Source organism: Vibrio sp. ABG19, from assembly GCF_029962385.1.
GTDB classification, from domain to species: domain Bacteria; phylum Pseudomonadota; class Gammaproteobacteria; order Enterobacterales; family Vibrionaceae; genus Vibrio; species Vibrio ostreae.
Genome location: NZ_CP071707.1, coordinates 1338437 through 1364266, shown reverse-complemented (window position 1 = coordinate 1364266; position 25830 = coordinate 1338437). Strand labels below are relative to the sequence as shown.

The following is a 25830-nucleotide window of genomic DNA, read 5'->3' as shown; positions in this document are numbered from 1 at the left end:
TCTCTATGTTCAATGTATTCAACATGATCTATATGTTCAACCTGATCGATGAATTAAAACTGAAAACGGACACCCATACTGAATTGCGGGCCCCACACTCCTGCATTTCGCGCTTCAGCGTTCAGCGACATTTGTTGCGTGGAATGGAAACGCACACCAGCGATGATAATAGAGTGCTCTTCAGTCCGGCCAATGCGTCCGTGTACTTCTAACTGATTGGTCAGCCACAGGCGTGAGCCTACGTTTAACTCCATAACGACGTCAGTATTGTGGTTCTCGTCGCCATTACCACGGAGATGGTGCGCGAGAAACTGGCCATAGATGTCAGCGAACGCATTAATCGGGCCGTTGAAACCAATGCCGCCCGCCGCATCCCAGTCTCCTTCCATGCGAGAATCAATTCGCGCGACTAAATGCGTGTTTTCAGTGAAAAATGTGCTGAATTCTCCGCCAAATGATTCCGGACTCACGCCAGTGCGCAGTTCTAAAAAGTTGTAGTTAAAGTTGTTCGCCAACGCCGTTGTTGGCAGGGCAGTGGCAAATGCCACCAGACCGGCCAGACATGTTCTTTTTATCATCACTTGAGTCCTAAAATGGAAATTTAAAAAGGCAGGCAAATTACAGGCCAAATCATGCGATAAATCAATAGCGTAGCGGATGAATATTGTACAAACTGGACCCAAAGGCACAATTTTATCCATATTGAGCGTACTTTTGCGCAGTGCGCTGGGCGGAATGAGGAAAGATTCGGCGTTGATTCAGATATCTGCCGTCCCCCGCTTGTGCTTTGGCTGCACTCATGGACCAGTTACGTATACAATGGTGAAAACTTCACGATAAGCAGAATTATGGAATCTACATTAAAGGCGCTGATGGTGCAGGGCACAACGTCAGATGCAGGTAAGAGTGTTTTGGTGGCAGGTTTGTGCCGAGTGCTCAAGCGTCGTAACATCAAGGTGGCCCCATTTAAACCGCAGAATATGGCGAAATATTGTCTATAATCTCACGATAAATCATATTGATATATAAATTCATTTAAAAACAATAATTTATTGTGAGTTACTTTTTGTCTATTGTTGTCTTATTTTATTTAAAATTATCTAATGTTATCCTTTGTAGCACCAAATTTTTGTACCAAACTTGTACCAATTTTTTGGTACAACGTCAGCGAGAAAAATAACAATGAAACTTACGGACGCATGGCTACGGGCAAATGCCGGTCGGCCCTACAGTGGCAAGTCGGAGATCACGTATAAGAACGGGTTGGGAATTCGGGTAAGCCCCAAGGGGAAGATTACCTGGATATACCGTTTTGTACTGAGAGGCAGTTCGGCCAAAATGAAGATTGGTGAGTATCCGGCGATGAAAATCAGGGATGCCCAGGAAGAACGTGATCGACTGGCTGAACTGGTATTTCAGAACGTAGACCCGCGTAACAAACAGGCCATCCGTTTAGGTGAAAATGCAGCCGTTACCGTGTCACAAGTCATTGACCACTATATTGAGAATCAGCTTAAACACTCCAATCAGCAGTGGCCACAGGTGGCGCAAGCGCTCAATGTCTCGGTTAAGCCGCACATCGGAGAATACGAACTGGCAAAAATAGAGCTGTCTGACTTCGTGGAGTTGTTCCGGCGTGAGCGACAAAGGGCAGGGGAAAAGCATTCAGCCCGTTTGCTGCCGCGTTTAAAAACAGTGATGAACTACGCGGTGCGCAATGGTTTCATTAAATACAACGCGCTGGCACCGCTCACGCAACGTGATGTAGGGGAAAAGTCTCAGCCAAGGAAAACCAAGCTGTCAGAAATCGAAGTGGGCGCGTTCTGGACTAAAATCCATTCACTGCCTTATCACAATAGTATGATCAACTTCCTCGCGCTAACGATGATATTTGCTTCCCGTTCTGCAGAGCTACGGCTGGCGAAGAAAGAGCACATCGACTGGACTAAGAAGATCTGGACAGTGCCAGTGGAGAACAACAAGATTCGCGGTCGCGGAGGTAACGAAATCGTGCGTCCAATCCCTAAGCTGGCAGAGGAAATACTACGCCGTCAAATCGCCATGTTTCCAGAAGCTGAATACCTCTTTCCTCGATACTATCGATATAAGGATGTGCCATTCGATCCCAAGACGCCATACAGGCCGTCAATCGCGCTGGCACAGGCTATGGAAGATGAAGGGTTCACCGGCTCTCGTAACCACGATATGCGGCGTACCGCGCGTAACGCGTGGGAAATGATGCGGTTCCCGTATCACGTTAGTGAAACGATGTTAGGGCACAAGGTTCACAGGGGAACACAGGCGCACTATCTTGACTATGCGTATGTGGATGAACAAAGGGAGTGTTATGAACGATGGTGTGAATACATTCTTGAAATGGCCGACGAGTACCAGGACAAGGCTAAGAGCGTAGTCATGATGGCCGAAAGGAAGGTCGTGAATATCTGAAAGGAGGCTGGCAAACGCCAGCCCATAACCTGATCCATTTTTATCCGTTTCCGTTACGTGAATTGTATAAGTTGAGGTCTGATGATCTCGGTGACGTTCTCACAGCGAACCCACTCAATATCCCACGCATCAAACTCACCCTCTGGTTTCTCTGGCAGCAATCCCAAAAGACGCTCTGGAAAGCTAGCAGTAACAACAAACTTACGCTCACCACCGTGCATGGCGTACATGTTGCCGCCGAATCCGGTGTTATCAAATTCCTCTGGTGTCATAGTGATTTTCCGTGTTAGGTTGCCAGCTTGCCGGAAGTAGCAAGTTGCATTGTTTGTTGGGCGGTTTTCGCTTTGAGGTTAATGGCAAACAAGCGATCTGAATCTCTCCACTTCAAGCCAAGTTGTTTCGTGTGCTGGAAGAACATTCCGTATAATATTGCTGAATCAGGCCAATTAATCATTTGTGAGTTGTCGTTAGATTTTGAATCTTAAAATAGTTACTGGTTCATAGTCAGAAACGTACTTTTGATGGATGTTTTCTAGTTCATTCCGCAAAGTCTCAACTGTATTAAAACCATCAGCGTTAGCTTCAAGTAATCCAATGTCACCGAACCTGATCACGCGAATTTCAATAATTTCTGAGTCATATTCCAATTGTTCTTCGCTACAAATGAGTTTTACCGGCCCAAGTTGATAAGACTTCTGTCCTAAGCGAACAGTTGTCTTTTTCCCACAGTCAAAACCAGTAAAATTCTGCAGTGTGAAATCTATTGTCTGCATGGAAAAGTTTCCGTTTTAGTTATAGACCTGAGATTTCAATCTCGTCTGAATCAACAAACCAACTTTCAACATCATCAATGGTGATCCCCAAGTCGTCTATTGATGGATACCCCTCGACCCCTTTGCCTTTTGACCAGTCGAATTGTTCAGTTAGCCACTTCTCGTCTTTGAAATTATTGAAAGCCATTTGTTGAAAACATTCAGCGGCAAACATAGCTAAACCCGCTTTAATATGACTACCGTGTTGACTCGCTCTATACTCGTAGTCCATGAAGAATTTATTTATCTCTTCACATTCCTTATTAAACTTGGCTTCATCAACGACTGTGATCGTCATTTCCATATCTTTTTGCGAAGTCCCTGAACTGATTTTTACTTTTTTGGTCATGATTATTTTCCGTTGTTAGTGATTTTTGGCGTATGCGCTCTTGCAGGCTTGATTCCTAAGTTCGGTAACAAAACGGTCGAACCGGCTTTTATCCATAAACACTGTGCGCTCCCGACGGTTTACAACGAGTTGTTCGCCTATGGCGTCACGGTATTGGTGACTCACAACGAAAATCCATCGTTTGCCCGTTTTTGATTTGGCTTGCATGGCTCGCTTTTGGGTGACCTTGTAAGGCGCAACGCAGATAAAGGTTATGCCGCTATAGGGGTCAAAGTATCTCTCCAAAATTACCTCCATCTATTCTTTCGGTTTCGTTTCCGGTCTGATTTGTTGCCACGATTATTGTCAATAGCTGCCTTGATAGCTTGTTGCAAAGTGCTCTTGCCAAAGTCAACGTATCCAATGGTGCCGACATTGATTGCGCTTGCTGGTGGCTTTAGCATGACATTTCCCTGATTCTCGCCTCTCTATCCTCCCACTGCTTAAAAAGATTCTCTATCTGGCTGAGGCTAGACTTTAATTCAATAATCTCGCCCTGGAGCTTTAGCATCCGAGCGGTGCCAGACGATGAAAAAGCTTTGTCTATCTTCGCTCTCTGCTTTTTCAGCGCTGTGAGTTTCGCTTGCACGGCCTTTTTCTCTGCCCCGCGTGTCATCATGACTTGGGCCTCAAGACAACCGGACTCGTAGGCCATTTCGCCGCGCTTATCGAAGTCTAGCGCCAGGTTTTCCAGCTCTTGCTGAGCCGTTATCTTGTCCTCTCTGGCTTTGATTGCCTTTTTAGTGGCCGCGAGCGCAGCAGAGAAAGGGTTAAAGTTACTCATGATGGCTGCCTCCGGTACTGTTAGCAGCGCTCAGAACGCCCAGGATAAGACTGAATTGAACATAGCGAGCAATGTCGTCCAGGTCGTTGCTGTATTCGTCATTGAGCGAGTCGTCAGCCTCTGTAGTCCAATCGCTGATGATGCTCTCTGATACCCAACACTCTGATTCCCCCCAAACCAAATCACCCACCTTCGCGCCAGTGAGCATGTCTGGATACTCAGATTCTTGTTGCTCGAACGTATCCTGATCAAGCTCAGCGAATTCATTAATCTCCGTGAATAAGCGTTTGGCGGTCGCTTCAATTGCGGTCTGCAAGTCGGAATAGTCCACCGAATGAGCTACGCCCTCACGTTCCTCTTGAACTAGCTTATTCAGTTCGTTCCTGATTTGTTCCAACGAAACGTCATACATACTGCTATCCCTCAACAAATTTTTGGCAAGCACCGCAGTAACTGTGCTCGATATCCTTTGGATGGTATGACTGCCGGTTGCAGTCAGGGCAGGTAAAGCATTGCTCAAAGTTGGCTGGCGGCACTGGCTTCATGAAAACAAGCCAGTGAGTCATCCCTTTGCGGCCAGAAACTTGCCCAAACAGTGGGGCGATAGGGGCCAACTCAATCACCTCTTTAACCTTTACCTGAGTTTCATTCCACTTAAAGACTAGGGTTCCGCCTGGCTCTAGCACTCTCAGGCATTCGGAAAAGCCCTTAGCCAAATCCTCCCGCCAGTTATTGCCCAATTTGCCATATTTCGCTGCCAGCCAGCTTTTAGGGCCAGCTCGCACCAAGTGAGGTGGGTCAAAGGCAACGAGTTTAAAGCTCGAATCAGCAAAAGGAAGATTACGAAAATCCATCAACGTATCAGGGTCGATGATCACTGACCGAGTTCCATCTTCTCTGTGGGTTCGGTCTGTGACGGTGATAGTTTCCTGCCGAATGTCACCGAACTCCACGCAAGGGTTTTGCTTGTCAAACCACATCATGCGAGAGCCGGAGCAAGGGTCTAGAATTCGTTTGTTCATTAATCAAGATCCTCAAATTTAGCCGAAGGCACGGTGATGTGTACCGGCTCTAAACATTGTCTGCAGCGGAATACCATTGTTGTCTGTGATGCGTCTGTATCGGGGTAAAAGGGACGTTTGCCGTCTGCTCTTGCTGTTCTGGCTGGTGGAGCGTTGAACTCCACCGAAATAGCCTCATAGCAGCGTGTGCATTCATCCTCAACTACATAGGGTGTAACGATTTCCATAGTTCACCTATTCGTATCGGCTTAATAAAGTAACTCAATGGCTAAATAACAGCCTGCCAACATCGCAAAGTAACCACATAACAACGTAATAGCGTAATAACGTAACAACGTATTAGCGTAACAACGTAATAAGGTAATACTTTGCTTCATTGTTAACCCCGACTCAGTTGGTCGCGTAGATTAGGTGGTGTGCCTTTAATGGTAAGAGTGTCAGTCTGTGGGTCATAGTGAACGCGTTCATTAAGCAGTAGGGCATCAAAGCTAATGTTAATGCCGCCACCGGCCCCGACGTACTTAGTCAGCCTTTTGATGGTGCTTTGGTCTGCAGGGAAGCTATCAGCCAGGTCATAGCCTTGGGCCTGGGTGTAATCGAGAAACGATTGCCCGTTCTCGGTACTTGGTGGTAACTCGCCGGACAGTTCTTTTATTGATACTTCCTCGCCGAATTTGGATTGGTCTTTGCAGTAGTTCGCCGCCGCTTTGCTAAAGCTCAACCGTTCATCACGTTCCGGTATGTTGTCACTACAAAAGTCTTTAACAGCCTGGACTAATACCTGGCTCTGCATCTTGGGGTTTAGCGTGACTTCTGCCTGCAGGAAATCCAGGAAGAAATCGCCCACACGACGGCCAACGCGCCCTTTGATGAAAGTAACGTATCGGTCTGAGTTTTCCGATTCCAGGTCTGACAGATGGATTCTGGCGGCGATTGTGACCTTTGAGAAATCAACGTGATCTGTTGCGCTGATATCGAGCATGGCATCGAGACGAATGCTTTCCTCGTTGGGAACAATGGCAATAAGTAGGTACTCAGTTGCCATTGACATAAACTCAGCAAAAACCAGGATGCCGGTATCCGCAAAAGGATACTTAGATAGTTCGCTTTGCAGCCGCTTTGCAGCCCAACAACTAAATTCCTGGAATGGCATTTCCTTGGAGCGCAGTTTAACCAGGTTGGCATAAAACTCACTGTCCTGGGCGAACTGAGCAAAGCCCTTGCCCTTGTCCACATACGCTCGGTTCACTTGGTTCACAAATTCTTCGCTGCTTTGGGCTTTGCTATCGAGCGGGGCCGTTCGCATGGTCAGCTCAAGCTCTCCGTTTTCATCTTTGGTCAGCCGGTGAGTGGTTACGTTGTTAATGCGGATATTCATCTTATTTATCCTTGTGGTGTTGGCGGGACGTTAACTATAAGAAAGGGCACCGAAGCGCCCCTGATAGGTTTATAAATGTGGTTTGAGTTGCCGGTTAACCGCTAAGGTAATCTTTTTCAGTTCTGCCTTGGGTAAGTCGTCGATATCGTCCTGGCGGTGCGAATCCCAATACTTCTGCTCTTTTTGGTTAAAGAGCGAGCGTCGCACCGATTCAATGAAATCCGGCACAAACGTATCCCGAGTTGATGGATTGTTTTGGCTAAAGTAGTGGCATATAGCACGGACAGCGATTATCGCGTCCTGCTGCTCGCCATCCAATCTGTTCCAGGCATCCTCAAAGCGGGTATAACCGGCATCTTTAAAGGATTTCAGCTTGCCGGTAACGAACGCATAGGCCAGGGTTTCGCTGGTGGAACCTCCGCCGTTAGCGACGCCTTTAATGACAGTCCATTCAGCATGAGAAAGTGATTCCAACATTATCTTCGCCCTCTTGAGTGACCGTTGTAGTAGCCGAGTGTTTTGCAAATGCGCCAAACTTGGCCGCGTGGCACGTTAGCAAGTGCTTTGCGCAATTTTTCATAGTTTGATAAACTTAGCTTGTCCATAATTGTTACCTGCTTGGGTATCAGTGTTCGAATGGATATTGAGCCCCAGGTCGCTCCAACGACTAATGGGGCTTTTCTTTTAGAGCGAGAAATCCCGCTCAATTCTCTGGTCGTCTAGTAGATCTTCAATCCTCCGTCTGGTTTTATGTAGGTTGGCTTTTTTTCCGCTTGCCAAGGGAAAGCGGCTATCTTTTCTCGCTTTGGGCTTGGGCCGGTAAATGTAAGGGTTAAAAGGGTCAGAGTAGTCACGTTCCATTTATGCAGACTCTTGTTGTTCTCCAATCATCTTTAGATATTCAGCGGTATTGCGGATATCTAAATCTTCCTCGCCTAACACTCCGTGTTGTACGACGTTTACCTTGTACAGCCATCGTTCAGCGACAGCTACGGCATGGTTGCTCGGCTTTAACAGCGCTCTGTTCGCGGCGTCCGTCGTTGATTTAGCTGTTTCCTCGCAGTAAGCGAACTTGCTGAATGACACGCGATGGTCGGCATCAATAGCAACCTGACGCCAGATACCTCTCGAATCGGTATAAAGCAGTGTAAACGCCTTGTTCGGGCGCTTTTGGCCTTCGATACTTATGGTTAGTCGGGTAGGGAACACCAACAACGCTTCACCGTTTTCAGCCCAAACCGTTACCATTTTGTACCGTGCCAGGTCGTTGATCAGTTCCATCTTGTCGCGTTGCAGCATTTTTGCTTTATCGTTAGCGACCTTCGCGTCGGCTCTCAGCTCGATGGTCGCTTTCTCAAGCGAAGCGGCGCGGGTCTGAAACTTCTCCGAGGACGCTTTTAGGCGCTTCACCTGGTCTTTGGCGCGCTTGTGGTCTTTTTCTTCAACCGCCAATGCCTGTTTGGTTTTCGCATGCGCCTTTTTCTCGATATCGAGGTCGGTACGGACGTTGCGCAGCAACGCCTCCGCGCGCTGATGATTGCCAGAATGGAGCTTTGCTTGCGTTTGCCACATGTTGGCGCGTCCGCTTAAATGATCCCGTTCTGCTGTGACCTTATCTAGCTTGCCCTGAACGGCTTCAAACGCGTCGAAAAGACGGTCGGATTCATCACACTCATGGTTCCAGGATTCCGAGAGTTGCTGAACCAGGGGCGCTAAGGCCGCGTGAGGTAGTTTGTTATCAACGGCGATAGCTAATGCGCTAATAGCATCCGGCATGCTGACCACCGGCTCTTGGGTGCCTTGTTCGTTGTTTAGTGTTTCTGTGTTCATAATTGTCCGTGTTACATGAAGTTGTTTTTTTCAAGCCAATCGTAGACTTCTTTACGCTTGTAGCAGCCGTGCGATACCTTCTGAGGAAAGTCGTCGGAGTTCTTAATGAACTTGTCCACAAATCCCGCAGAACGGCCAATGATTTCGATGATCTCTTTGCGGGTAATGAGTAGCGTATTTTTCTTAGGTAATGGCATGTTGCTCGCCTGGTCTTGTTCTGCGGTCATAGTCCCCCCCTTACCGAGTTAGCTTGCGGATATCGTTAGCAATGCGTTTAGCTATTTCTTCCGGTGTTTCATTCTTGAATAGCTCAGCGATAGCCAGCTCAACGATTTTTGACACATTAGTGCCTTTTATTTGATGCTGAAAAAGCAGTGCCTCATTCGTTGATGTAAGGCTATTCCACATTGCAGTAGTCAGGCTCACGCTGCCGCCTTGACGTTTCTTATTAGCCGGCGCGCGGTTGACGCCAGTTCCGGCGCTGCCACGAATGTCTTTGCTGTCAGTACCTTTACGCATCAGGCTAAGTCCTCGCGTAGTTCGTGAAGCAATTCATTGAAATTGTCTTGGGCCTTCGTGGCTTCTGGTACTTCCAGAACGCCTAAGCCGAGAGGAAAGGTTTTGCCAAAATATTTGTTGATATACATGCGAGTCTTTAGAAGGGTGATTTCAGGCATTTCACTCAATGCCTGTACCACCTCTTGCTGGTTATCCAGGGTAATCAATGGAGCGCATCGGTTTAGAAAGAAGCGCTCTTTTAGTGTGGGGTTGTACACTTTGGCCGACTCAATAATGTCTATGAAGTCAGGGAACGTGTTTAAATCAAGTTGTGAAGGTTCAAAAGGGCAGAGCACCAGGTCACTGACTTTAAGCGCCGCTTCAAGCTCGATAGTCCGGCCACCGGCTACGTCAACGATTATGACCTCGTACTTCTTATGAAAGCTCGTCAGATTCTGGCTAATGTTGCCTTCTGCAATCGCGTGATTGATCTCAACGACACTCTGGTGTTCACTCCGATAAGAAAACCATTTGCTGGTGGCTAGCTGGTCGTCTGCATCGATAACAAGCACGTCACGCCCCTGCAGGGCCAAGCCGACTGCAAGATTGACAGTTGTTGTTGATTTTCCAGGGCCACCTTTACAGCCCCCAACAGTAATGATCATAGTGCTCTCCCGTTATTAAATACTTGGTAAGCAATGGTCTAAACCATCGCTTCCTCGACTATTTTTTCTGATTGATCATAAGTTTCATTGAGCATGGACACTGACCAGACAATATCTGCTTCCAGCATCTGTATTTGACGGTGTAGTAGAGATACCGACATGGTATCGTTCAAAAGGAGTTGTTCGCTCGCTCTCAGCTTTTCTAGTTTGAGCTGGCACAGCTCCAGGTGCACGTTAATCATTGCATTGATAGAGGCGTTACAAGCTTTCCGTGCTAATACGTTCACTGATAGTTCGTCTCTGACTGTCTTTAGGGCAGGAGTCTTACCGGTAAAGTATTGCAACTCAGTTTTGCCTGCCGGTGTGATGTTGTAACGCTTTCGGTCTGGTTTGCCTTGTTGTGGTTCGTGTGTGCAATCGACCAGGCCAGCGGCCTCTAGCTTGCCCAGTTCGCGGTAAACCTGCTGGTGGCTGGCATGCCACATAAACGAAAGTCGGCCCCGAACCACATGTTTTGTTAAGTCATAGCCGGTTTCGCCGCTCTGAGAGTTAAGGAGTTCGGTAAGAAGTAGATGTGGTAAAGCCATGTTCAATTTGTTCCTTGTGATGATGATTCTGTGTGGTGCTGGACGCCGAATTCGATGGAATCAATGATGCCCTTAATGAAGTTCCAAGCCTGGTTAAGCATTGGGTCACGAAGATCTCTGGCTGACTTAGCGATAGCTTTTTCTGTAACGGCTAAAAATTCAGATTTCGCCTTAGCAAGCAGGGTTTGAATAATTTGTTGGCTTTCTTCGTGGTTCATCGCTTGAAGGTCTTTGTCTGGTATGACGTAGATATTTTTGCTGAAACTATCGGCTGCTATGTCTATCGCCCCAAAAACCAGATGGTCGATCATGAAATTCAGGTTGTCGCGGTTTCGGGCCATCATCATTAACTTGTCGGTATCGCACTCAGATGAAACCTGCGCATGAAAATTACGTTCAGATGCTTGAGACACTTTGAGGTGTAGACCCTCAAAGAAGGCTTGGTACGGGCCGCAATCCATGTATATTTTGCCGTCGACTATTGATAAACCAATGTCGGTTTTTATTTCTGTACGTGTATTCATTTTTGCTCCATCGTTAATGCTTGCTGTAATTGCCTGTAAGTCATTCGATATGCCTCACAAATCTGTTTCCTTGATAACTCACCACTGCGGATAGCGGCTCTTGCTTTGATTTTTGCTTGTTCGGTGAATGGGTAAACTTCCTTGCGACAGTTTTGCAACCGATATTTGAGCGCCTGTTCGGCCTGACGTTGTGTGGTAAACATGTTGACTCCCTGTAGTAATTGCACACGCCGCTCGTAAACGACGTGTGCAATTAGCTGTACTCCTGACCCTTTCAGATTCAGTCAACGCCCAGCTATGGCGTTTCGTATTTCCCGGGTATTGCCGGTGAAGGTTTTCAGCCTTCTTGGGTTAACTTGCCCGCGCCCTTCGTGGCGCTTTCAAGGAAACTTGATTTCCTACCTATGATTACCAAGGCGGAACTCAAAGCACTCCGAAATATTCCAATATTGTTTGAAGTTGTACGAGATACTAGTTAATAACCCTGCGGGTAATCAATAGTTTTCCTAGAGGTAAACTTAGTTAACCAAAAAATGACGCAAGATTTGTGATCTGCGTCATAAAAAGTGCGGGATAAATTTGAAGAGGAAGTGTGTTAAACCACTGCGAACGTCTCGCTGAAGATAGCGGCTACCACTTTAATTGACTCAATGTCACATTTTTCGACCGTTTCGGGTCGGGTTGTATTATTAACGTCGAACACCTGATAGTGCCCTCCGCGATCTGCAGTAATAGTTTTAATCATAAGCCTTTCGTCATTCCTAAGCCATATTGCAACGTCATCGCCAGGTGCGGGTTGGGCTGTGCGTGATAAAACCAGTGATTCACCGTTTTTTATTCTCGGGAATAGTCCTTCTCCTTTGACCTTGATGATATCTACAACGCCAAAGCTGGCGGGGATGTAGAGTTCTCCAAGATACTCACTGTTTATCATGTAAGCCACTCCGTCTTGTGTAAATGAAGCTTCTAGGGTGACTTTTGCTATCGTACAGCCATTGAGCTGTTGAGCATGATTATTCATCGTGTCGAGCCAGGTTGTAGGAAGGTTGAATGCAGCGGTAATCACATCAACCATATCGTCTGCAATCCTTCTGTGGCCTGTCTTTTCTGGATCAGACAACATTCTGGAAACATACGAGGGCGTCCTTCCTATCCTTCTGGCCAACTCAACTTGGCTGTTGTGGCAATAGTCAGCCTTTATTTTGTGTAGGTTGTTACGCCTGATTGTGTACTTATCCATTATAACGGGCTTTTCCTCAAAAATTCCTTTCATTATAAGCCTTTGGAATGATCGAAATAAGTATTGCAATACTGACTTTGGTATTGAGTTGGAAATAGTAATGTTGATCAATGTATTCCTTGAGGTAAACTTATGGTGCTCGTAAAGACGGAGGGTAGTTTGTGAACGAACTAAAAACTTACCTTTCTAGCCTGTCGATGCCAGAAAAAAAGGACTACGCCATACGTGCCGGAACCACGCTCTGCTACTTGCGGAAGGTTGTTTCCCTAAAGAGCACCACTATCCATCCCAAAACTTGCACTCTCTTGGAAAGAGAATCGCACGGTCGGGTAAGTAGGAAAGTGTTACGCCCTGACGATTGGCAAGAAATCTGGCCTGAACTGGTTTTGAAAGAGGAAATAAGGGACGTCGCCTAGTTGCACCTGGGCTTCTATCTCAACGAGCGGCGTATTGCACTGCGCCGGTGTTAGTCAGCGAAACAACTGAGAAGGAATGATTATGGATAGTTAACGGTTGAAGATGCTTGTGCGAATAAAAGAAAACCGACCTCGGAAGGTCGGTTCACGCAAAACTACCAAGCTATTCGCCTTAGCTTGGTTACCACTCAATCTTTGGGCAATTAAACCGGAGAGGTTTTTTTACGCCTAAAGTAAAGCAGCAACGGGGAAAGTATAGCGGAATTTCCTCGGGAGAGTAAACGTATGGACGAAAAAAATACGATTCCCATTGTTTCCTGTTTGTTCCAGGAAGGTGAGCAATCAGCAGTGAAAGAGGGCGACTTATGTCTTTGGCTCTTATAGCTGGTGAAACTCACTCATTTAACGTGGCAGACGCCGTTAATTACGGTGTCGAGCAAGCGATTATCCTCAACACGATTCGATATTGGCTACGTAAGAACTATGCAGACAAGCGAAACATCAAAGACGGTTATGTCTGGACTTACAATACCGCCAAAAACCTAAACGCTATTTTCCCTTATTGGTCTGAGCATAAGTGTGGACGGCTAATGAGAAAGATGGCCGAGGACGGCTTAATTATCGTCGGTAACCACAACACTAATCGCTGGAACCAGGAACGCTGGTACACACTGCCTGACTTCAAGATCGATGCTGTGGATAACTCAGAGCCAAAATTGAACGCAAATCAGCCGAAAGATGATGTAAGTGATTGTAATTCTGCATATTGCAAAAATGAAGAATGCAATTTACAGAATTGCAGAATGCATTCTGCAGAATTGCAGGATGTACATTCTGCAGATCTGCAAATTGATCATCATCAGGATCTAACACAGGATCTATCTAGATCGATCCAGTCGCCAGCGCCTGGTATCGATCCGGTGTCAGAGGCCTTTCAAAAGATATTCTGGCCGCTATGGGAACGCAGAAAACACGCAAGGGGCGAATGCCTCGCGTTGTTTAAGGCGTTGGTCAGTGTCGAGGGGCGTGAAGCAGAATCATTCGCTAAGGAGCTTGCCAGGGACATTAAGCACAGAGTGAAAGTGGCACAGAAAGGCTTTGACAACATGCACCCTAAAACTTATCTCAAAAACCGCCGGTGGGAAGATCAGGGGGGATATGCAGACGCCAGCCAGCCGACAGGGAAACCGTCAGAGCAAGAACGGCTACGGGGTATGATAACTTCACTGCAGGGCAGCATATCGAGCGAGACAAACTACATGCTGTCTATCAAAGACAATAACCCGCTAAGAGAAACCATCAAAGAGTCGTGCGAACGCAAACTAGCAGCGTACAACCAGGAGCTTGAAGCATGCAGAAAACGGCTTAATGAACTCGCTGGTGGTAAGTAAGGGCTATGAAATTCATCAATGACCCCGAAATTACGGCCTCAGTGCTATCCAGAAACGGTTTAACGGATATAACCAATGAACTTGTACGGAGGTTCTGCAAAAACGCAACAGAGGTCGATTTAGCGGTCATTGAGGGCGATACCTGTTATTACCAGGGAACCAGGCCACGCAAAACCCAAAGGGTAGTGTGGCGTCAGGATGAACAAATCAGATAGACCAGAGCGGCACCCCGCAAAGACGGGATCAAAATAACTGCCGCCTGGATGACGTATAGAAATTAGCACGTTTGGCTACGTGACCATTTTTAGAGCTTGTGAGGGCAATATGAGACAAATCAGCATAGACGCGAGCAGCAGCCTCGCTACACATGCCAGCTACTGCTATCAGCAGAATAAACTTATGAAGTACGAGGGAGAGCGGTACTTTGTAAGAAAACTTGAGAAGAAGGGGGATGGCCGCTCAGCCAGAGTGCAGTTAACTTTGGAGACGCCTTGATGCTCATAGCCAGTTTTACTGCACTGGTCGAGCTTGGTATTGTCATCCTGAAAACAGACGCCCACACACACCGGTTCGTAGAGCTGGTGGATAAGCGCATCTTAGTGCAGGAGCTACCAGGGGCCATTGCCCATAGACCAGACGGCCCGATAGACGCCGAAGTGTTGGCATCATTGGACAAAGACACGGTAAGGCGTGACCTTGCGCTTCTGCCGTTCTTCACGCATCCCGATGTTGCGAAGCTATTCAGTCCGATCGACAAACACGTTGACCACATTGGCCGGTGCCAGGCAAAGAACCAGGACTGCAACCACAACCTGGTTACAGCTTCCCTGGACAATGGCGGTGCCGTTCGTTTGTGTTGGCATCATGACCTTCACAGGGAAGACATAGCGAACTTGGATGAAATCGGCGCTAAGAACCTAATCACATTCCGGTGTAATGCCATAAGCGCTCAGCTACACGGCAGAGTCTTGGCACTAACGATGCAGGAGTTATTCTGGTGGGCGGTACGAAACGAGGTGTATCACGCTCTGCCTGAGAAAATGGTCGCCAAGGTATTGGGCCAGGAAGAAACCCGCCGTAGGGTAGGCCAGCTTGGCAGCAAGGACACGAACGCCAGGTACACGCAGCCGCCAGCCGCTGACGTTATGGAAAGACTCTCTAAGCCGGTACTCAAGCTGACCATCGATGATGACCCGCCATTGCTCTATATGCGCAAGCCTAAGCCAACTACCTACACCAGTGATAGTTACCTGGCATTCGTGCGTAAGCTGCCTTGCGTCGTGAATGGGGCCGGTACAGAAAGAGATCCTATAGTTGCTCACCACTTGATTGGTCACGGTGAGGGCAAGATGGCCGGTAAGGCACATGACTTGTTCACCATCCCAATGCGCGCCAGCGAACACCGTAAGTTTCATGACAATCCCAACGCCTGGGAGGAAAAGCACGGCTCTCAGCTTCTGCACTTAAAGAACACGCTCAAGAAAGCGTTTGATGTGGGAGCGATAGGATGAGGATGACCCTAGCAGCCGCATTGGAGCTGCAGAAATTGAGTAAGGGTGGAGGAAGCAAGCGCCAGGGCGGTTATCAGAACACCGGCAAGCGCCAAGTGGTGTACTACGAACGAGCAGAACAAACGGAAGTGATTGTGTGGGCCTCTCACACGGTGATTAATGGCATCCGTGTCGGTGACTATCTGACTCATGTTCCCAACGAGGGCAAGCGAGGGCCGCAGGCCAGGAAGGACTTTATTGAGCTTGGTGGCCGCTCAGGCTATCCCGACTTGATATTCGATGTGCCAACGCCGCGTTATCCTGGACTAAGAATCGAAATGAAAGCCCCGAAAGACAGACAAAGCTACGTCACTGAGAACCAGGCAGAATGTCACATAATGCTTAGGTCTATGGGCTATCGGGTAGAGGTCTGCTACGGAGCGGAGGAAGCAAAGGCAGTAATCTCTGATTATTTGTCTGATTTAAATGAGTTTAGTTGACTGCTGGTGGAGGTCATGATTATTCTCAGGTAGAGAGCAAAATCGTTAGCACATGCGGTAATCGGTAAGCGATTCGCGGCTTGGGTGCTTCCACACTGGCACCGGAGTGATAGACCAAACAAGCCGCCCTTTCTGTAGAAACGCCTAAAAATAACCTTTTAATACAACAGGTTGAATAATGTATTTATACAATATACGGCATTAAAGTCACAGTTTTGCAGTGATATCTTGATTACTCTCACGTTAATTCAGGTGCTTCGCTGATAAACACTGAATGACCCGATAGGCCCACTGGTGCAACAGTGGGCCTTTTTCTTTTTCTAACGTGGGGAATCTCTAAGATGGGGAAAAAGTTGGAGCTGTTAACGACACTGAGCGCAGCAAGGACGATGAAATGGGAAGATAGTTCATCCAGGAACGGGCCAACGAAAGAGCAGTTGCTCGGTGCGCTTGGATTAGCTCAGCGTGATAAGCCTATCGGCGTGGCAATACTGAATGCCAGGTATGCCAAAGACAAGCCATCCATCAAGTTGATTCAGAACTACCTTTTCTCGTTAGATTCCCATCTTAGACCTGAATACTTCACTGAAACGCAAAAGCGTAACGCCATATACCTTCTGATTGCTGACGCAATGAGTGTTCCTATCGATGTAACGATGAAGCGTGTTGTCAGTGCCTGGAAGCGCTACAGCATGAAGGGCGACCGAACCAAGAAACAGATTGAAGCGCTGACCAAGGCTGTTAACTCACTCAAGCGCGCCATCAATACCAAAACCTCTGACAGTGAAATCTATCAGCTAAAGCAACAGGTGAATGGGCTGCAGGAGCGAATCAACGGCCACTTACGTGAGCTGGACGAATACGCGCAGAAGAAAGCGGCGGAGTCTTTAAAGTGTCCTCGCTGCCGGTCAACCGGCATCATTCAGAAAACGCAGCGCGTCTGCACGACGTGTAACGGCGTCGGTGAGTTCCGCGTTAAGGATACAGACTGGCGTAAATCGCTGATGGACGCGTGTCCAGAAGAAGCACAGCAGTTCAAATTGCATTGGCCGGAGTCGTTGCTGGAAATGAAGCGCGCTCAGGAATTGCTACAACGTCACGTTTTAGATGCGACCACGATTATAGAGCGGCGGCTCGGTGCTGAGTATGAAAGAGAAGATTGAGTACCAGGGCGAACTGGTGAGTATCAGTCAGTTTGGCAAGCTGACAGGATGCCCTTTAACGTCATTATATCGTGCTTATCACAAAGGGATCAGAACCAGTGAAGGGCTGATTGAGGCGGTAAGAGGATGGCGTGTCGAGTACCAGGGCGAGCTGGTAGCGGTAAGCCATATATGCCGCATCGCAAAATCAGACCATCGAGCTGTCAAGCGCCGGTTGAATGCCGGTGCTAGTGCAGAAGATGCGGTTGCCGATTTAAAAGACCGTCGATACTGCCAGAGAGGCACAAAGTTAACGCCGAGCCAGGTCATGTATGCTTACACTGCCATCTTTATGAAAGAAAAGACTCAAGCTACAGTCGGGAAAGAGCTGGGAGTCGCTCAATGTACGATTAGTGACATTTGGCGTCATAAGCGTTGGGATTGGTTAACAGCGCCTTTGAGGCACCACTTGGAGGCTCAAGCAAAGCACTCAGATTGATAAAACCACGCTTTTGCGGTAAATTTTCCCACGATGGCAAGGCTCAACCTTTTTTGGTTGGGCCTTTTTTATTTCCTGCGTTCGGAGAATAGCGATGGCAAAGCGCGACTGGAAGGCTTTGAAGAAAGAATACGCGCAAGCGTTCGAAGAAACCGGAATCTCGGTGAAGGCTTGGTGTGTTGAGAAAGGCATTAACTACAACTCTGCGCGTCGCTACATCCAAGTGATCATTTCCGACGCAGAAAATAGTGATCAGTGCGCAAATTCTGATGATTCTGCGCAACCAGGGACAACTCCTGATTCTGCGAAATGGCCGGAACGTGGTGATCACTTTGAGGGGGAAGGGAAAGAAAAGCCAACGAACTCAAAGGCTAAGGCCGAAAAAGGGAAAGTGATCAGTAAAAGTGATCAGTTAACCAGTGAATTTAGTGATCACATTCAAGACGGCGAGACGAATGCGCAGTTTCTTGACCGTGTGCTGAACATAAACAAGGCCGGTGGCCGTCAGGCCAACGGCCGGTTTGGGCCTGGTCATCAATTCTCAGCGAAGCACAATGCTTACGCTCAGCGCCTCAATAATCCTGATGTGATGTTCGATGCAAAGAACTCTGATATCGATCATGAGATTGAGTTTGGTCGAGCGCGCGTGATGATAGCGATGGATATGTATCACAAGATTGGTGAGGAACTGGCGAAAGAAGGCTTGGCGACGGCAGACAAGGCGCGCCTGTTTGAATTGTACAAAGAAACGGACATTGCAGTAGACCGAAACATGGCTCGCGTTGAATCCCTGCTAAGAACAAAGGCCCAGGTGCGCAAGACAGAACTTGAGTCTGAGAAGCTTGCCCAGGAATCGGCAGGACTTGGCACTGCGATTGCGGATATCGTGAAAGAAATCCAGGATATGGAATCAAACGGGTTTGTGTTGAATGGCTAACACGCCCATTGTGGAAGAACAGACCATAAGCGCGGAAGACCGCGCTTTTATTTTATCTAAACTCAGCGATAAGTGGTGGCGTCTTAACAATCTCTACAAGATAGAGAACGAGGACGGCGACCTGGTTACGTTTAAGCTGCGACCGGCGCAGGCGCTTTTATTCAGATTGATGGGCAATCGCAACATCATCTTGAAAGCGCGCCAGCTTGGATTCTCAACCGCGATTGATATCTATCTTCTCGATGAAGCGCTTTTCAACAACCGTTTGAAGTGCGGCATCGTCGCCCAGGACAAAGGCGCAGCCGGTGAGATATTCCGAACCAAGATTGAAGTACCTTACGACAACTTACCAGCCTGGCTTAAAGCTGCCATTCCAACAAGCGAACGCCAAAGCGGTGCCAATGGTGGCCGAATGGTGTTTAAGAATGGCTCAAGCATCCAGGTGGCCACGTCGTTCCGTTCGGGAACCGTCCAGCGTCTGCATATCTCAGAGCACGGTAAAATCTGTGCTAAGTACCCGCAGAAAGCCAAGGAAGTTAAGACCGGTACGCTCAACGCTATCCACAAGAACGCGATCTGCTTCATTGAATCCACGGCAGAAGGGGTAGGCGGTGACTTCTACACGATGTGTTCGCGCGCTATGGAACAAGCAAAGAGCGGCGTTGAGCTGAGCCCCGTTGATTACCACTTTCATTTCTTTGCCTGGTGGCAAGATCCTAAGTACCGCTCAACCGTTCCAATGAACGGTTTGGTGGTACCGAAAGCGATGGCCGAATACTTTACCGGTGTCGAACGCTCGATGGAATGCAAGCTCGATGACGAGCAAAAGCAATGGTACATCGAGAAGGAAGCGACGCTAGGCGAGGATATGAAGCAAGAATTCCCGTCAACACCGCTTGAAGCATTCCTTACGTCAGGCCGCAAAGTGTTTAACCCTGCCCACATCATGACTGCAGAGGGCGACGTGCTTTCCCCGTTCCTGGTTTATGACCTGGAACCAATCACTGGCAGTATGACCCGAGTGAACAGCATTGACGCACCCGACCCGCTAAGACTGCAGCGAAATGCTATGAACCTGCTGCTGATGTGGGAAATGTACGACGAGGACGAGGAATACGCCATCGGCGTTGATATTGCGGAAGGCTTAGAGCACGGCGACCGAAGCAGTATCGATGTAGTCAAGAAGTCAGACGGTGAGCAGGTAGCGCACTGGTTCGGTCACATCGATGCAGAGCTACTGGCATATATCACTAAGCACATAGCCGAAATGTACGGCAATGCTTACGTGATGCCGGAGCGAAATAACCACGGCCACGCGTTTATCCAGAAACTAAGAGAGATTTACCCGACAAACTTTATCTACGCGGAGCAGTACCTCGACCGCGATAACGATAACGAGACGGTAAAGCTAGGCTGGCTGACCACCAAACAATCCAAACCAATCCTATCCGAAGGCATGAAGATGCTGTTTAAGGGCGGCGTGTCCGGCATCCGCTGGATAGGAACCATATCTGAATATCACAGTTACGTGTACGACAAGAAAGGCGCGATGAACGCTCAGGAGGGTTGTTTCGATGACCAGGTAATGAGCCACATGTTAGCGCAAGAAGCCCGAGCCCGTATGCCTAGCCGCGTGAAATCAGAAGACCTCAAACGTAATTCATCAAACAATCATTGGCAGACAAAATAATGCAAGTAGCAACCTTGGATAATTTCATGTTCCGCATCCTCGCGGATATTGATGGGCAACCCGACTGGCGCACCGCTGCCAAGGTTGCCAATGCATACTACGACGGCGACCAACTTGACCCGAAAGTCAAAGAGAAGCTGCAGGAACGCGGCCAGCCGACAACCATTCACAACCTGATTGCACCGACGATTGACGGCGTGTTGGGTATGGAGGCAAAGACCCGCACAGACTTACTGGTGAGTGCAGATGATCCAGATGACCAAATGGAGCTGATGGCCGAAGCGGTAAACGCTGAATTTGCTGATGCCGCGCGCCTGGGCCGTCTCGATAAAGCGCGGTCTGATGCTTATGCGTCGCAGATTAAGTCAGGCGTTGGGTTCGTTGAAGCGTACCGCAACCCGAACCCGTTCGGGCCGAAGTACAAAATCAAACTGGTGCCGCGGGATGAAATCTATTGGGACTGGTTTTCGATTGAACCAGATTGGAGTGATTGCCGTTGGGTGATGCGCTGCCGGTGGATTGATATCGATGAACTGGCGTCACTTGTCCCAGGCAAGAAAGAAATGCTGGATTATGCAAAGAAAGACTGGCGTGGCTTTGTCGATGTAGAAAACATTGAAGGCATTGATTCAGATCTTGTTGCGGCACACGATGCGTTTAACGGCTGGTCGCGTGAACACTCTGAATACCTGTCTCACAACCGTGACCGAATCCGACTGCAGATACTTTATATCCGCCACATCGAGCGCAAGCCGGTAGTCGAGACGCCGGACGGACGTGTCGTGGAGTTCGATAAGAACGACTTAATCCAGGCGATGGCAATTGCGATGGGGCGAGCGACGGTGCGCCAGGCTCAGGTCAGCCGCATCAAAGAGGAATGGTATGCTGGCATGTACCACATCATGAGCCGTGATTGTGACGCGCCGATGGGGATGTTTCCGGTGGTACCGTTTTGGGGATTCCGAAAGGATTCAAGTGGTGAGCCTTACGGTCTGATTGCCCGGGCAATTCCGGCCCAGGACGAAGTTAACTTCCGTCGTATTAAGCTGACCTGGTTGCTGCAAGCCAAGCGCGTTCTGATGGATGAGGACGCAACGAACATGACCCAGGAACAAGTGCTGGATGAAGTCGAGCGTCCTGATGGTCTGATTAAGCTGAACCCGCAACGGAAGAACCAGAAGTCAATCAGTGAAGTGTTCCAGGTGCAGCAGGATTTCAATATCGCGGCTCAACAGTTCAACGTGATGCAGGATTCCATGAAACTTATCCAGGATACGATGGGCGTTTATGGTGCCTTCCTGGGGCAAGACTCCAACGCATCCAGTGGTGTTGCCATTGCGAACCTGGTGGAGCAGGGCGCAACAACCCTGGCCGAAATCAACGACAACTATAACTTCGGCTCTCAGTTGCTTGGTGAGTTGCTGCTTGGTTACATCTTGGTGGATATGCGTGATAAAGAAAACCATGCCATCGTCATCAACCGCGATGACCGGCGTAAGCGCAAAACGGTCGTTGTGAATGAGATCCTGGAAGATGGCAAAAAGAATAACGACCTAACGCGACTCCGCGCCCATATCGCCCTTGCGCCAATCCAGCAGACGGCGGCGTACAAGTCACAGCTTGCTGAGCGCATGATGGCGATAACGGCGCAACTGCCGGCAGAAGTTCAGGTATCTGTTATCGACCTGGTACTTGAATTGAGTGATGTGCCGAATAAGCAAGAGTTTATGGATCGTGTACGCGGGGCGCTGAACATTCAGAAAGACCCCGAAGATATGACCGAAGAAGAACAGGCCCAACTGCAGCAGGAGCAACAACAGCAGCAACAAATTCAGCAGCGCCAGCTTGAACTGCAGATGCGTGAAATGGAAGCCAAGGTTGTCAAACTGGAAAGCGAAGCCAAGAACATCATGGAAAAAGCTCAGCGTGAGGCCGGTATGACGGAAGGGCAGCGTTACGACAATGCCAAGACCCAGGCGGAAACCAAACGTATTCTGCAAGAGATTGAGCAGGTTAACGTTGAAATGAACGCGATGCAGGGGCAGATGTTGCAGAACATTGAGGCAATGATTGACCAGATACAATAAGCACTTGTTGAATTGACGTCTAACTTGCGGTAAATTTCTCCACAATACCAAAGCTGCCTCTAGGCGGCTTTTTTTTCGTCCGAACCCTGCCGATAGGCGGGGTTTTTTTATTGGTGTTGGAGTGAACATGCCGTTAAAAGACCCAGAGAACTGGAACTATTTCGAGATTATCGGGCTCGCTTTGATGGCGATGTGGGGAGGTTTAGTGACCTATCTTCTCGATATACGAAAGAATAACCGCAAGTTTCGCTGGCTGGATGCCTTCATGCAGGTGGTAGTGTCTGGCTTTGCTGGCATGCTTTGCATGCTCGCTGCTATGTACTACGAATGGCCCATTACTCTAATGGGTTTCGCATGTGGCATAAGTGGCTTAGCAGGCTCTAGAGCCCTGGCTGTATTTGAAAAGAAGTTCCTTTCCACCATTTCTTAATTCCAGCACCACTCTGATTAGAACCCCAATGTCCGTTAGTTCGGGCCTTGGGGTTTTTTAGTTTCAGTTCATTACCAGGTTGGAATGATTTGCCCTGCATTCTCCCGCAGTTCGATTCTGGCGAGTCGGGCTGGTGGGGCAAGTCATTCTCACTATTCGAAGGATGCTCGTTATGTTTGATAGTTCATTTGATCGCGTGATTGGTCACGAAGGCCGGTTTCAAAAATCGTTCTCTGACCGAGGCAACTGGACAAGCGGCATTGTTGGCCAAGGCCAGCTCAAGGGAACTAAGTTCGGCATTGCGGCCATGAGTTATCCGCTCCTGGATATCGAGAACCTGACTATCGAACAGGCCAAGGCGATCTACTACGAAGATTGGTGGGTAGCGTTTGGCATGGAACGATTCAGACCCGCTATGCAATTCCAGATGTTCGACGCCGCAATCAATCACGGTATGCACAATGCCACCAAGATGCTGCAGCGCGCGGTAGGCTCGGAAGATGACGGCATTATCGGCCCTAATACTATGACGGCAGTGAAAGCGACGAGCCTTGATGACTTGTTGGCGTTGTTCCTGGCCGAGCGTCTGGAATTTATGACCGACATTCAAACCTTTGACGAATACGGGCGCGGATGGGCGCGGCGTATTGCAAATAACCTGCGCTACGTGGCTCAGGACAACTAGGAGCACATTATGAAAGTACCGGCAGTTTTGAAAAGTAAAAAGGTGATCAAGGCGTTAATCGTATTGGTTGCGGCCATTGCTACCACATACGGCTTTAATACGACACCTGACTTCCAGCAAGGCATCGTTGATCTGACTTGTGCGGTTGTTCAGTGCGACGAAGTTATCGCACCATGAAGGCCGTAGTGAGCGCATTAGGGAGGCTTATCAATGCAACGATGGATGCGATTAACCGCAAGCGCGCGAAAGATGCGGCGAATAACCCTGCTGACACTATCGCTAACGGCGGCAGGGTGCAGCATAGCTCCAAATCCTACGCCGACCTGGCCGACCAATCTGAACGTGACTGAACTCGATGGTGGTGGTATCTGCCTCGATCCTAGTTCAGCTATCCGGCTGGCTGAGTTCAAAGCCCTTTTTGAAGCGATTTAACAAACCATTACGCTAACACACTAACACACTAACACGCTGTTATTTGGTTACGATAACAACTTAACAGCGTGATAGCGTAACAACATAACAGCGTACCATGTTGTTAAGGTATCAAGATGATAGACAAACAAGTTAATAGCGTATCAAAGTCACACATTGACGCGTTAATAGCTTCACTGACATTTGAGTTTGAGCGCATTGGCACGACGACCACAACCGTGTGTTACGCCTTCCTGCCGAACGGGTTTAGTGTCGGACGAGGCGATGACGCGTGTGTAGACCCTGCCAATTACAGCTACGAATATGGCTGTGAATCCGCTAAAGAGAATGCAATCGCAGACGCAATCAATACGCTGTGGATGCTTGAAGGCTACTTGCTGAAAGTAACCGGCAAAACGAGCGACCGATACGTTCCATGCAGCACTGCATCCGCTGGAATCCCCGACCATAAGCCAAGACCTTGCCAGGAACTGAAAGGGTTCAATGTTTACCAAGGCAAGGCGATCAACCGCATCGCGTATGAAATCCAACTTGATGATGTGATCAAGCCAATCGAGCGCGCCAGTGATATCGGCCATCCACTCACCGAAGGTGGCCCTGCGATAAGCGAAATTGAGATCCACGGTAAGAAGTACCAGTTTGCGCACTTTGAACCAGTGTACGCCGGTGACTTTATCGCTTACAGCTCTCAGACGGATATCTATCACGTCCGGCAAAGCATCATGCAGCAACGAAACTACCTATAACAACATCCGACATTACCTCGATTTTGCCCCGCCATCTGGTGGGGCTTTTTTGTATGCGCGGTTAAGGGTTTTTGCGAGAGCCCTTACCCGCACAGACAGCGATACGTCTAACCCAAGGAGAAAGCATGAGCACTAATCACAACGACGAATTTGAAGTCACCGGCAACGAATCACTGGAAGAAATTGAGGCTCTGCTCGCTGCAGCAGAGGGCGGCGAAGATGAATTCGCTGATCTGAATGACGGTACGGCTGACGAGCCGACCGGCAATGAAACTCAAGGGACAACGGTAGACCGTTCAGAAGGCGATACGGACGCAGCCTCGCCACCTGCGGAACAAGATGCCACACCAGAGGGCATCCTGGCTAAAGACCAGAAACACATCATCCCGATGGATGTGCTGGAAAAAGAACGCCAGGAGAACGCCCGACTACGCAAAGAGCTAGAGGCTTCGAACGCGATTAGCGAACAGTACGCGAAAGCGAATCGAATCATCGAAGCTCGCAACAAGCAACTTGAAGAACTTGGTGTAGCCCCTGCCGACTTGCCGGAAGACATTCAATTCGACGATGAAAAGCTCGCCAGTCTCAAAGAGGACTATCCCGAACTGGCTGATTACTTTCAGGCGCTGAGTAACAAAATTGACGGCATGGTGAAAAGTGGCGAGGTCGCGGGTTCGACCAGCGATGCGTCACAGCCAGCCTCTAAAGAGATAGCGGCCCAAGAATCAAGCAACGCGGTAGACACAGAAGTCCAGGCCGCCTTTCAAGCAAACTCAGACCTAACAGGTTGGGCGAGTGAAGGCGGTCAGCGATGGAGCATGGCGCAGCAGATTGATGATCATCTTTCTTCCAGCCCTGAGTGGCAAGGCCGCTCTTACGCTGAGCGATTTGATGAAGTGAGTAAACGAGTTCGATTAGCTTTTGGTGATGAGCCAAAGCCGACCGCGCAAGAAGCGCAGAAGGCGGCACAGCAAGCCAGTGATAAAGCGAAAGGCTCTTTACCCGCCTCACCAAGCGAGCTTGGCAATACCAATCGCCCGGGTAACAGCGACCTGATGACCCGTGTAGAGAACGCCAGCGCAGCGGAACTATCTGCGATGTTTGACAATATGACACAAGCTCAAATTGAACAGGTACTCGCTAACGCAGGGTTTTAACCATTCGTTATGACATAAAAGCCTCGGCAGAAATGCTGGGGCTTTTTTATTG

The 25830-nt window shown here is 48.6% G+C and carries 32 protein-coding genes and 1 pseudogene; 16 read left to right on the top strand and 17 right to left on the bottom strand.

Annotated elements, in window-relative coordinates; genetic code table 11:
• Nucleotides 1–53: 53 nt before the first annotated feature.
• Nucleotides 54–578, bottom strand: a complete 525-nt coding sequence (locus tag J0X00_RS06110; RefSeq protein WP_136487665.1) for a hypothetical protein — start codon at nucleotides 576–578, stop codon at nucleotides 54–56.
• Nucleotides 579–848: 270 nt separating this feature from the next.
• Here J0X00_RS06110 and J0X00_RS06105 point away from each other — a divergent pair.
• Nucleotides 849–986: pseudogene (locus J0X00_RS06105) on the top strand (hypothetical protein); the annotation flags it as partial.
• A 196-nt stretch (nucleotides 987–1182) separates the two neighbouring features.
• A complete protein-coding gene (locus tag J0X00_RS06100; protein WP_282476656.1) occupies nucleotides 1183–2448 on the top strand; it encodes a site-specific integrase in 1266 nt (421 codons plus the stop codon).
• Nucleotides 2449–2501: 53 nt separating this feature from the next.
• Here J0X00_RS06100 and J0X00_RS06095 read toward each other — a convergent pair whose 3' ends face one another.
• From J0X00_RS06095 to J0X00_RS06020, 16 genes are all read right to left on the bottom strand, one after another.
• Nucleotides 2502–2720, bottom strand: a complete 219-nt coding sequence (locus J0X00_RS06095; protein WP_282476655.1) for a hypothetical protein — start codon at nucleotides 2718–2720, stop codon at nucleotides 2502–2504.
• A gap of 195 nt (nucleotides 2721–2915) precedes the next feature.
• Nucleotides 2916–3221: an ASCH domain-containing protein gene (locus J0X00_RS06090; RefSeq protein ID WP_282476654.1), complete on the bottom strand. Its 306-nt coding sequence runs from the start codon at nucleotides 3219–3221 to the stop codon at nucleotides 2916–2918.
• Nucleotides 3222–3240: 19 nt separating this feature from the next.
• On the bottom strand, nucleotides 3241–3609 hold the full coding sequence (locus tag J0X00_RS06085; RefSeq protein WP_282476653.1) for a DUF2528 family protein: 369 nt from the start codon (nucleotides 3607–3609) through the stop codon (nucleotides 3241–3243).
• 436 nt (nucleotides 3610–4045) lie between these two features.
• The gene (locus J0X00_RS06080) at nucleotides 4046–4432 is read right to left on the bottom strand and encodes a hypothetical protein (RefSeq protein ID WP_282476652.1); all 387 of its coding nucleotides are present in this window, start codon (nucleotides 4430–4432) and stop codon (nucleotides 4046–4048) included.
• Nucleotides 4425–4844, bottom strand: coding sequence for a hypothetical protein (locus J0X00_RS06075; RefSeq protein ID WP_282476651.1), 420 nt, complete (start codon nucleotides 4842–4844; stop codon nucleotides 4425–4427). Before J0X00_RS06075 ends, J0X00_RS06080 begins: the two co-directional genes overlap by 8 nt.
• A gap of 4 nt (nucleotides 4845–4848) precedes the next feature.
• Nucleotides 4849–5454 carry a class I SAM-dependent methyltransferase gene (locus J0X00_RS06070; RefSeq protein WP_282476650.1) on the bottom strand — a complete coding sequence of 202 codons (606 nt, stop codon included), beginning with the start codon at nucleotides 5452–5454 and terminating at the stop codon, nucleotides 4849–4851.
• 379 nt (nucleotides 5455–5833) lie between these two features.
• On the bottom strand, nucleotides 5834–6832 hold the full coding sequence (yejK, locus tag J0X00_RS06065; RefSeq protein ID WP_282476649.1) for a nucleoid-associated protein YejK: 999 nt from the start codon (nucleotides 6830–6832) through the stop codon (nucleotides 5834–5836).
• A gap of 69 nt (nucleotides 6833–6901) precedes the next feature.
• The gene (locus J0X00_RS06060; protein WP_282476648.1) at nucleotides 6902–7309 is read right to left on the bottom strand and encodes a hypothetical protein; all 408 of its coding nucleotides are present in this window, start codon (nucleotides 7307–7309) and stop codon (nucleotides 6902–6904) included.
• A gap of 384 nt (nucleotides 7310–7693) precedes the next feature.
• Nucleotides 7694–8662 carry a hypothetical protein gene (locus J0X00_RS06055; RefSeq protein ID WP_282476647.1) on the bottom strand — a complete coding sequence of 323 codons (969 nt, stop codon included), beginning with the start codon at nucleotides 8660–8662 and terminating at the stop codon, nucleotides 7694–7696.
• Nucleotides 8663–8673: 11 nt separating this feature from the next.
• Nucleotides 8674–8889 (bottom strand): hypothetical protein, encoded by a 216-nt coding sequence (locus J0X00_RS06050; protein ID WP_282476646.1) that lies wholly within the window; start codon nucleotides 8887–8889, stop codon nucleotides 8674–8676.
• A gap of 10 nt (nucleotides 8890–8899) precedes the next feature.
• Nucleotides 8900–9181 (bottom strand): hypothetical protein, encoded by a 282-nt coding sequence (locus J0X00_RS06045; RefSeq protein ID WP_282476645.1) that lies wholly within the window; start codon nucleotides 9179–9181, stop codon nucleotides 8900–8902.
• Nucleotides 9181–9825 carry an AAA family ATPase gene (locus J0X00_RS06040; RefSeq protein ID WP_282476644.1) on the bottom strand — a complete coding sequence of 215 codons (645 nt, stop codon included), beginning with the start codon at nucleotides 9823–9825 and terminating at the stop codon, nucleotides 9181–9183. The genes J0X00_RS06045 and J0X00_RS06040 overlap by 1 nt, the downstream gene beginning before the upstream one ends.
• Before the next feature lie 38 nt (nucleotides 9826–9863).
• A complete protein-coding gene (locus J0X00_RS06035) occupies nucleotides 9864–10412 on the bottom strand; it encodes a PadR family transcriptional regulator (RefSeq protein WP_282476643.1) in 549 nt (182 codons plus the stop codon).
• 2 nt (nucleotides 10413–10414) lie between these two features.
• On the bottom strand, nucleotides 10415–10936 hold the full coding sequence (locus J0X00_RS06030; protein WP_282476642.1) for a hypothetical protein: 522 nt from the start codon (nucleotides 10934–10936) through the stop codon (nucleotides 10415–10417).
• Nucleotides 10933–11139: a hypothetical protein gene (locus J0X00_RS06025; protein ID WP_282476641.1), complete on the bottom strand. Its 207-nt coding sequence runs from the start codon at nucleotides 11137–11139 to the stop codon at nucleotides 10933–10935. Before J0X00_RS06025 ends, J0X00_RS06030 begins: the two co-directional genes overlap by 4 nt.
• 392 nt (nucleotides 11140–11531) lie before the next feature.
• Nucleotides 11532–12209, bottom strand: a complete 678-nt coding sequence (locus tag J0X00_RS06020) for a LexA family transcriptional regulator (RefSeq protein ID WP_282476640.1) — start codon at nucleotides 12207–12209, stop codon at nucleotides 11532–11534.
• A gap of 748 nt (nucleotides 12210–12957) precedes the next feature.
• Here J0X00_RS06020 and J0X00_RS06015 point away from each other — a divergent pair.
• From J0X00_RS06015 to J0X00_RS05950, 14 genes are all read left to right on the top strand, one after another.
• Nucleotides 12958–13983 carry a hypothetical protein gene (locus tag J0X00_RS06015; protein ID WP_282476639.1) on the top strand — a complete coding sequence of 342 codons (1026 nt, stop codon included), beginning with the start codon at nucleotides 12958–12960 and terminating at the stop codon, nucleotides 13981–13983.
• Nucleotides 13984–14477: 494 nt separating this feature from the next.
• Nucleotides 14478–15494 (top strand): DUF968 domain-containing protein, encoded by a 1017-nt coding sequence (locus J0X00_RS06010; protein ID WP_282476638.1) that lies wholly within the window; start codon nucleotides 14478–14480, stop codon nucleotides 15492–15494.
• A gap of 2 nt (nucleotides 15495–15496) precedes the next feature.
• Complete coding sequence (locus J0X00_RS06005; RefSeq protein WP_282476637.1) at nucleotides 15497–15973, top strand: VRR-NUC domain-containing protein; 477 nt, start codon at nucleotides 15497–15499, stop codon at nucleotides 15971–15973.
• A 341-nt stretch (nucleotides 15974–16314) separates the two neighbouring features.
• Entirely contained in the window at nucleotides 16315–17136 is an 822-nt protein-coding gene (locus tag J0X00_RS06000; protein ID WP_282476636.1) for a TIGR02642 family protein, read from the top strand.
• The gene (locus J0X00_RS05995; protein ID WP_282476635.1) at nucleotides 17120–17614 is read left to right on the top strand and encodes a hypothetical protein; all 495 of its coding nucleotides are present in this window, start codon (nucleotides 17120–17122) and stop codon (nucleotides 17612–17614) included. Before J0X00_RS06000 ends, J0X00_RS05995 begins: the two co-directional genes overlap by 17 nt.
• 94 nt (nucleotides 17615–17708) lie before the next feature.
• The gene (locus J0X00_RS05990; protein WP_282476634.1) at nucleotides 17709–18551 is read left to right on the top strand and encodes a hypothetical protein; all 843 of its coding nucleotides are present in this window, start codon (nucleotides 17709–17711) and stop codon (nucleotides 18549–18551) included.
• Nucleotides 18544–20241, top strand: a complete 1698-nt coding sequence (locus tag J0X00_RS05985) for a terminase (RefSeq protein ID WP_282476633.1) — start codon at nucleotides 18544–18546, stop codon at nucleotides 20239–20241. The genes J0X00_RS05990 and J0X00_RS05985 overlap by 8 nt, the downstream gene beginning before the upstream one ends.
• Complete coding sequence (locus J0X00_RS05980; RefSeq protein ID WP_282476632.1) at nucleotides 20241–22328, top strand: portal protein; 2088 nt, start codon at nucleotides 20241–20243, stop codon at nucleotides 22326–22328. Before J0X00_RS05985 ends, J0X00_RS05980 begins: the two co-directional genes overlap by 1 nt.
• 127 nt (nucleotides 22329–22455) lie before the next feature.
• The gene (locus J0X00_RS05975) at nucleotides 22456–22758 is read left to right on the top strand and encodes a phage holin family protein (RefSeq protein WP_282476631.1); all 303 of its coding nucleotides are present in this window, start codon (nucleotides 22456–22458) and stop codon (nucleotides 22756–22758) included.
• 172 nt (nucleotides 22759–22930) lie between these two features.
• Nucleotides 22931–23443 (top strand): glycosyl hydrolase 108 family protein, encoded by a 513-nt coding sequence (locus J0X00_RS05970; protein ID WP_282476630.1) that lies wholly within the window; start codon nucleotides 22931–22933, stop codon nucleotides 23441–23443.
• Between the two features lie 9 nt (nucleotides 23444–23452).
• A complete protein-coding gene (locus J0X00_RS05965; RefSeq protein ID WP_282476629.1) occupies nucleotides 23453–23620 on the top strand; it encodes a hypothetical protein in 168 nt (55 codons plus the stop codon).
• An 8-nt stretch (nucleotides 23621–23628) separates the two neighbouring features.
• Nucleotides 23629–23793 (top strand): hypothetical protein, encoded by a 165-nt coding sequence (locus J0X00_RS05960; protein ID WP_282477020.1) that lies wholly within the window; start codon nucleotides 23629–23631, stop codon nucleotides 23791–23793.
• 198 nt (nucleotides 23794–23991) lie between these two features.
• The gene (locus tag J0X00_RS05955) at nucleotides 23992–24621 is read left to right on the top strand and encodes a Gp49 family protein (protein WP_282476628.1); all 630 of its coding nucleotides are present in this window, start codon (nucleotides 23992–23994) and stop codon (nucleotides 24619–24621) included.
• 125 nt (nucleotides 24622–24746) lie between these two features.
• Nucleotides 24747–25778 carry an ATPase gene (locus J0X00_RS05950; RefSeq protein WP_282476627.1) on the top strand — a complete coding sequence of 344 codons (1032 nt, stop codon included), beginning with the start codon at nucleotides 24747–24749 and terminating at the stop codon, nucleotides 25776–25778.
• Nucleotides 25779–25830: the final 52 nt, after the last annotated feature.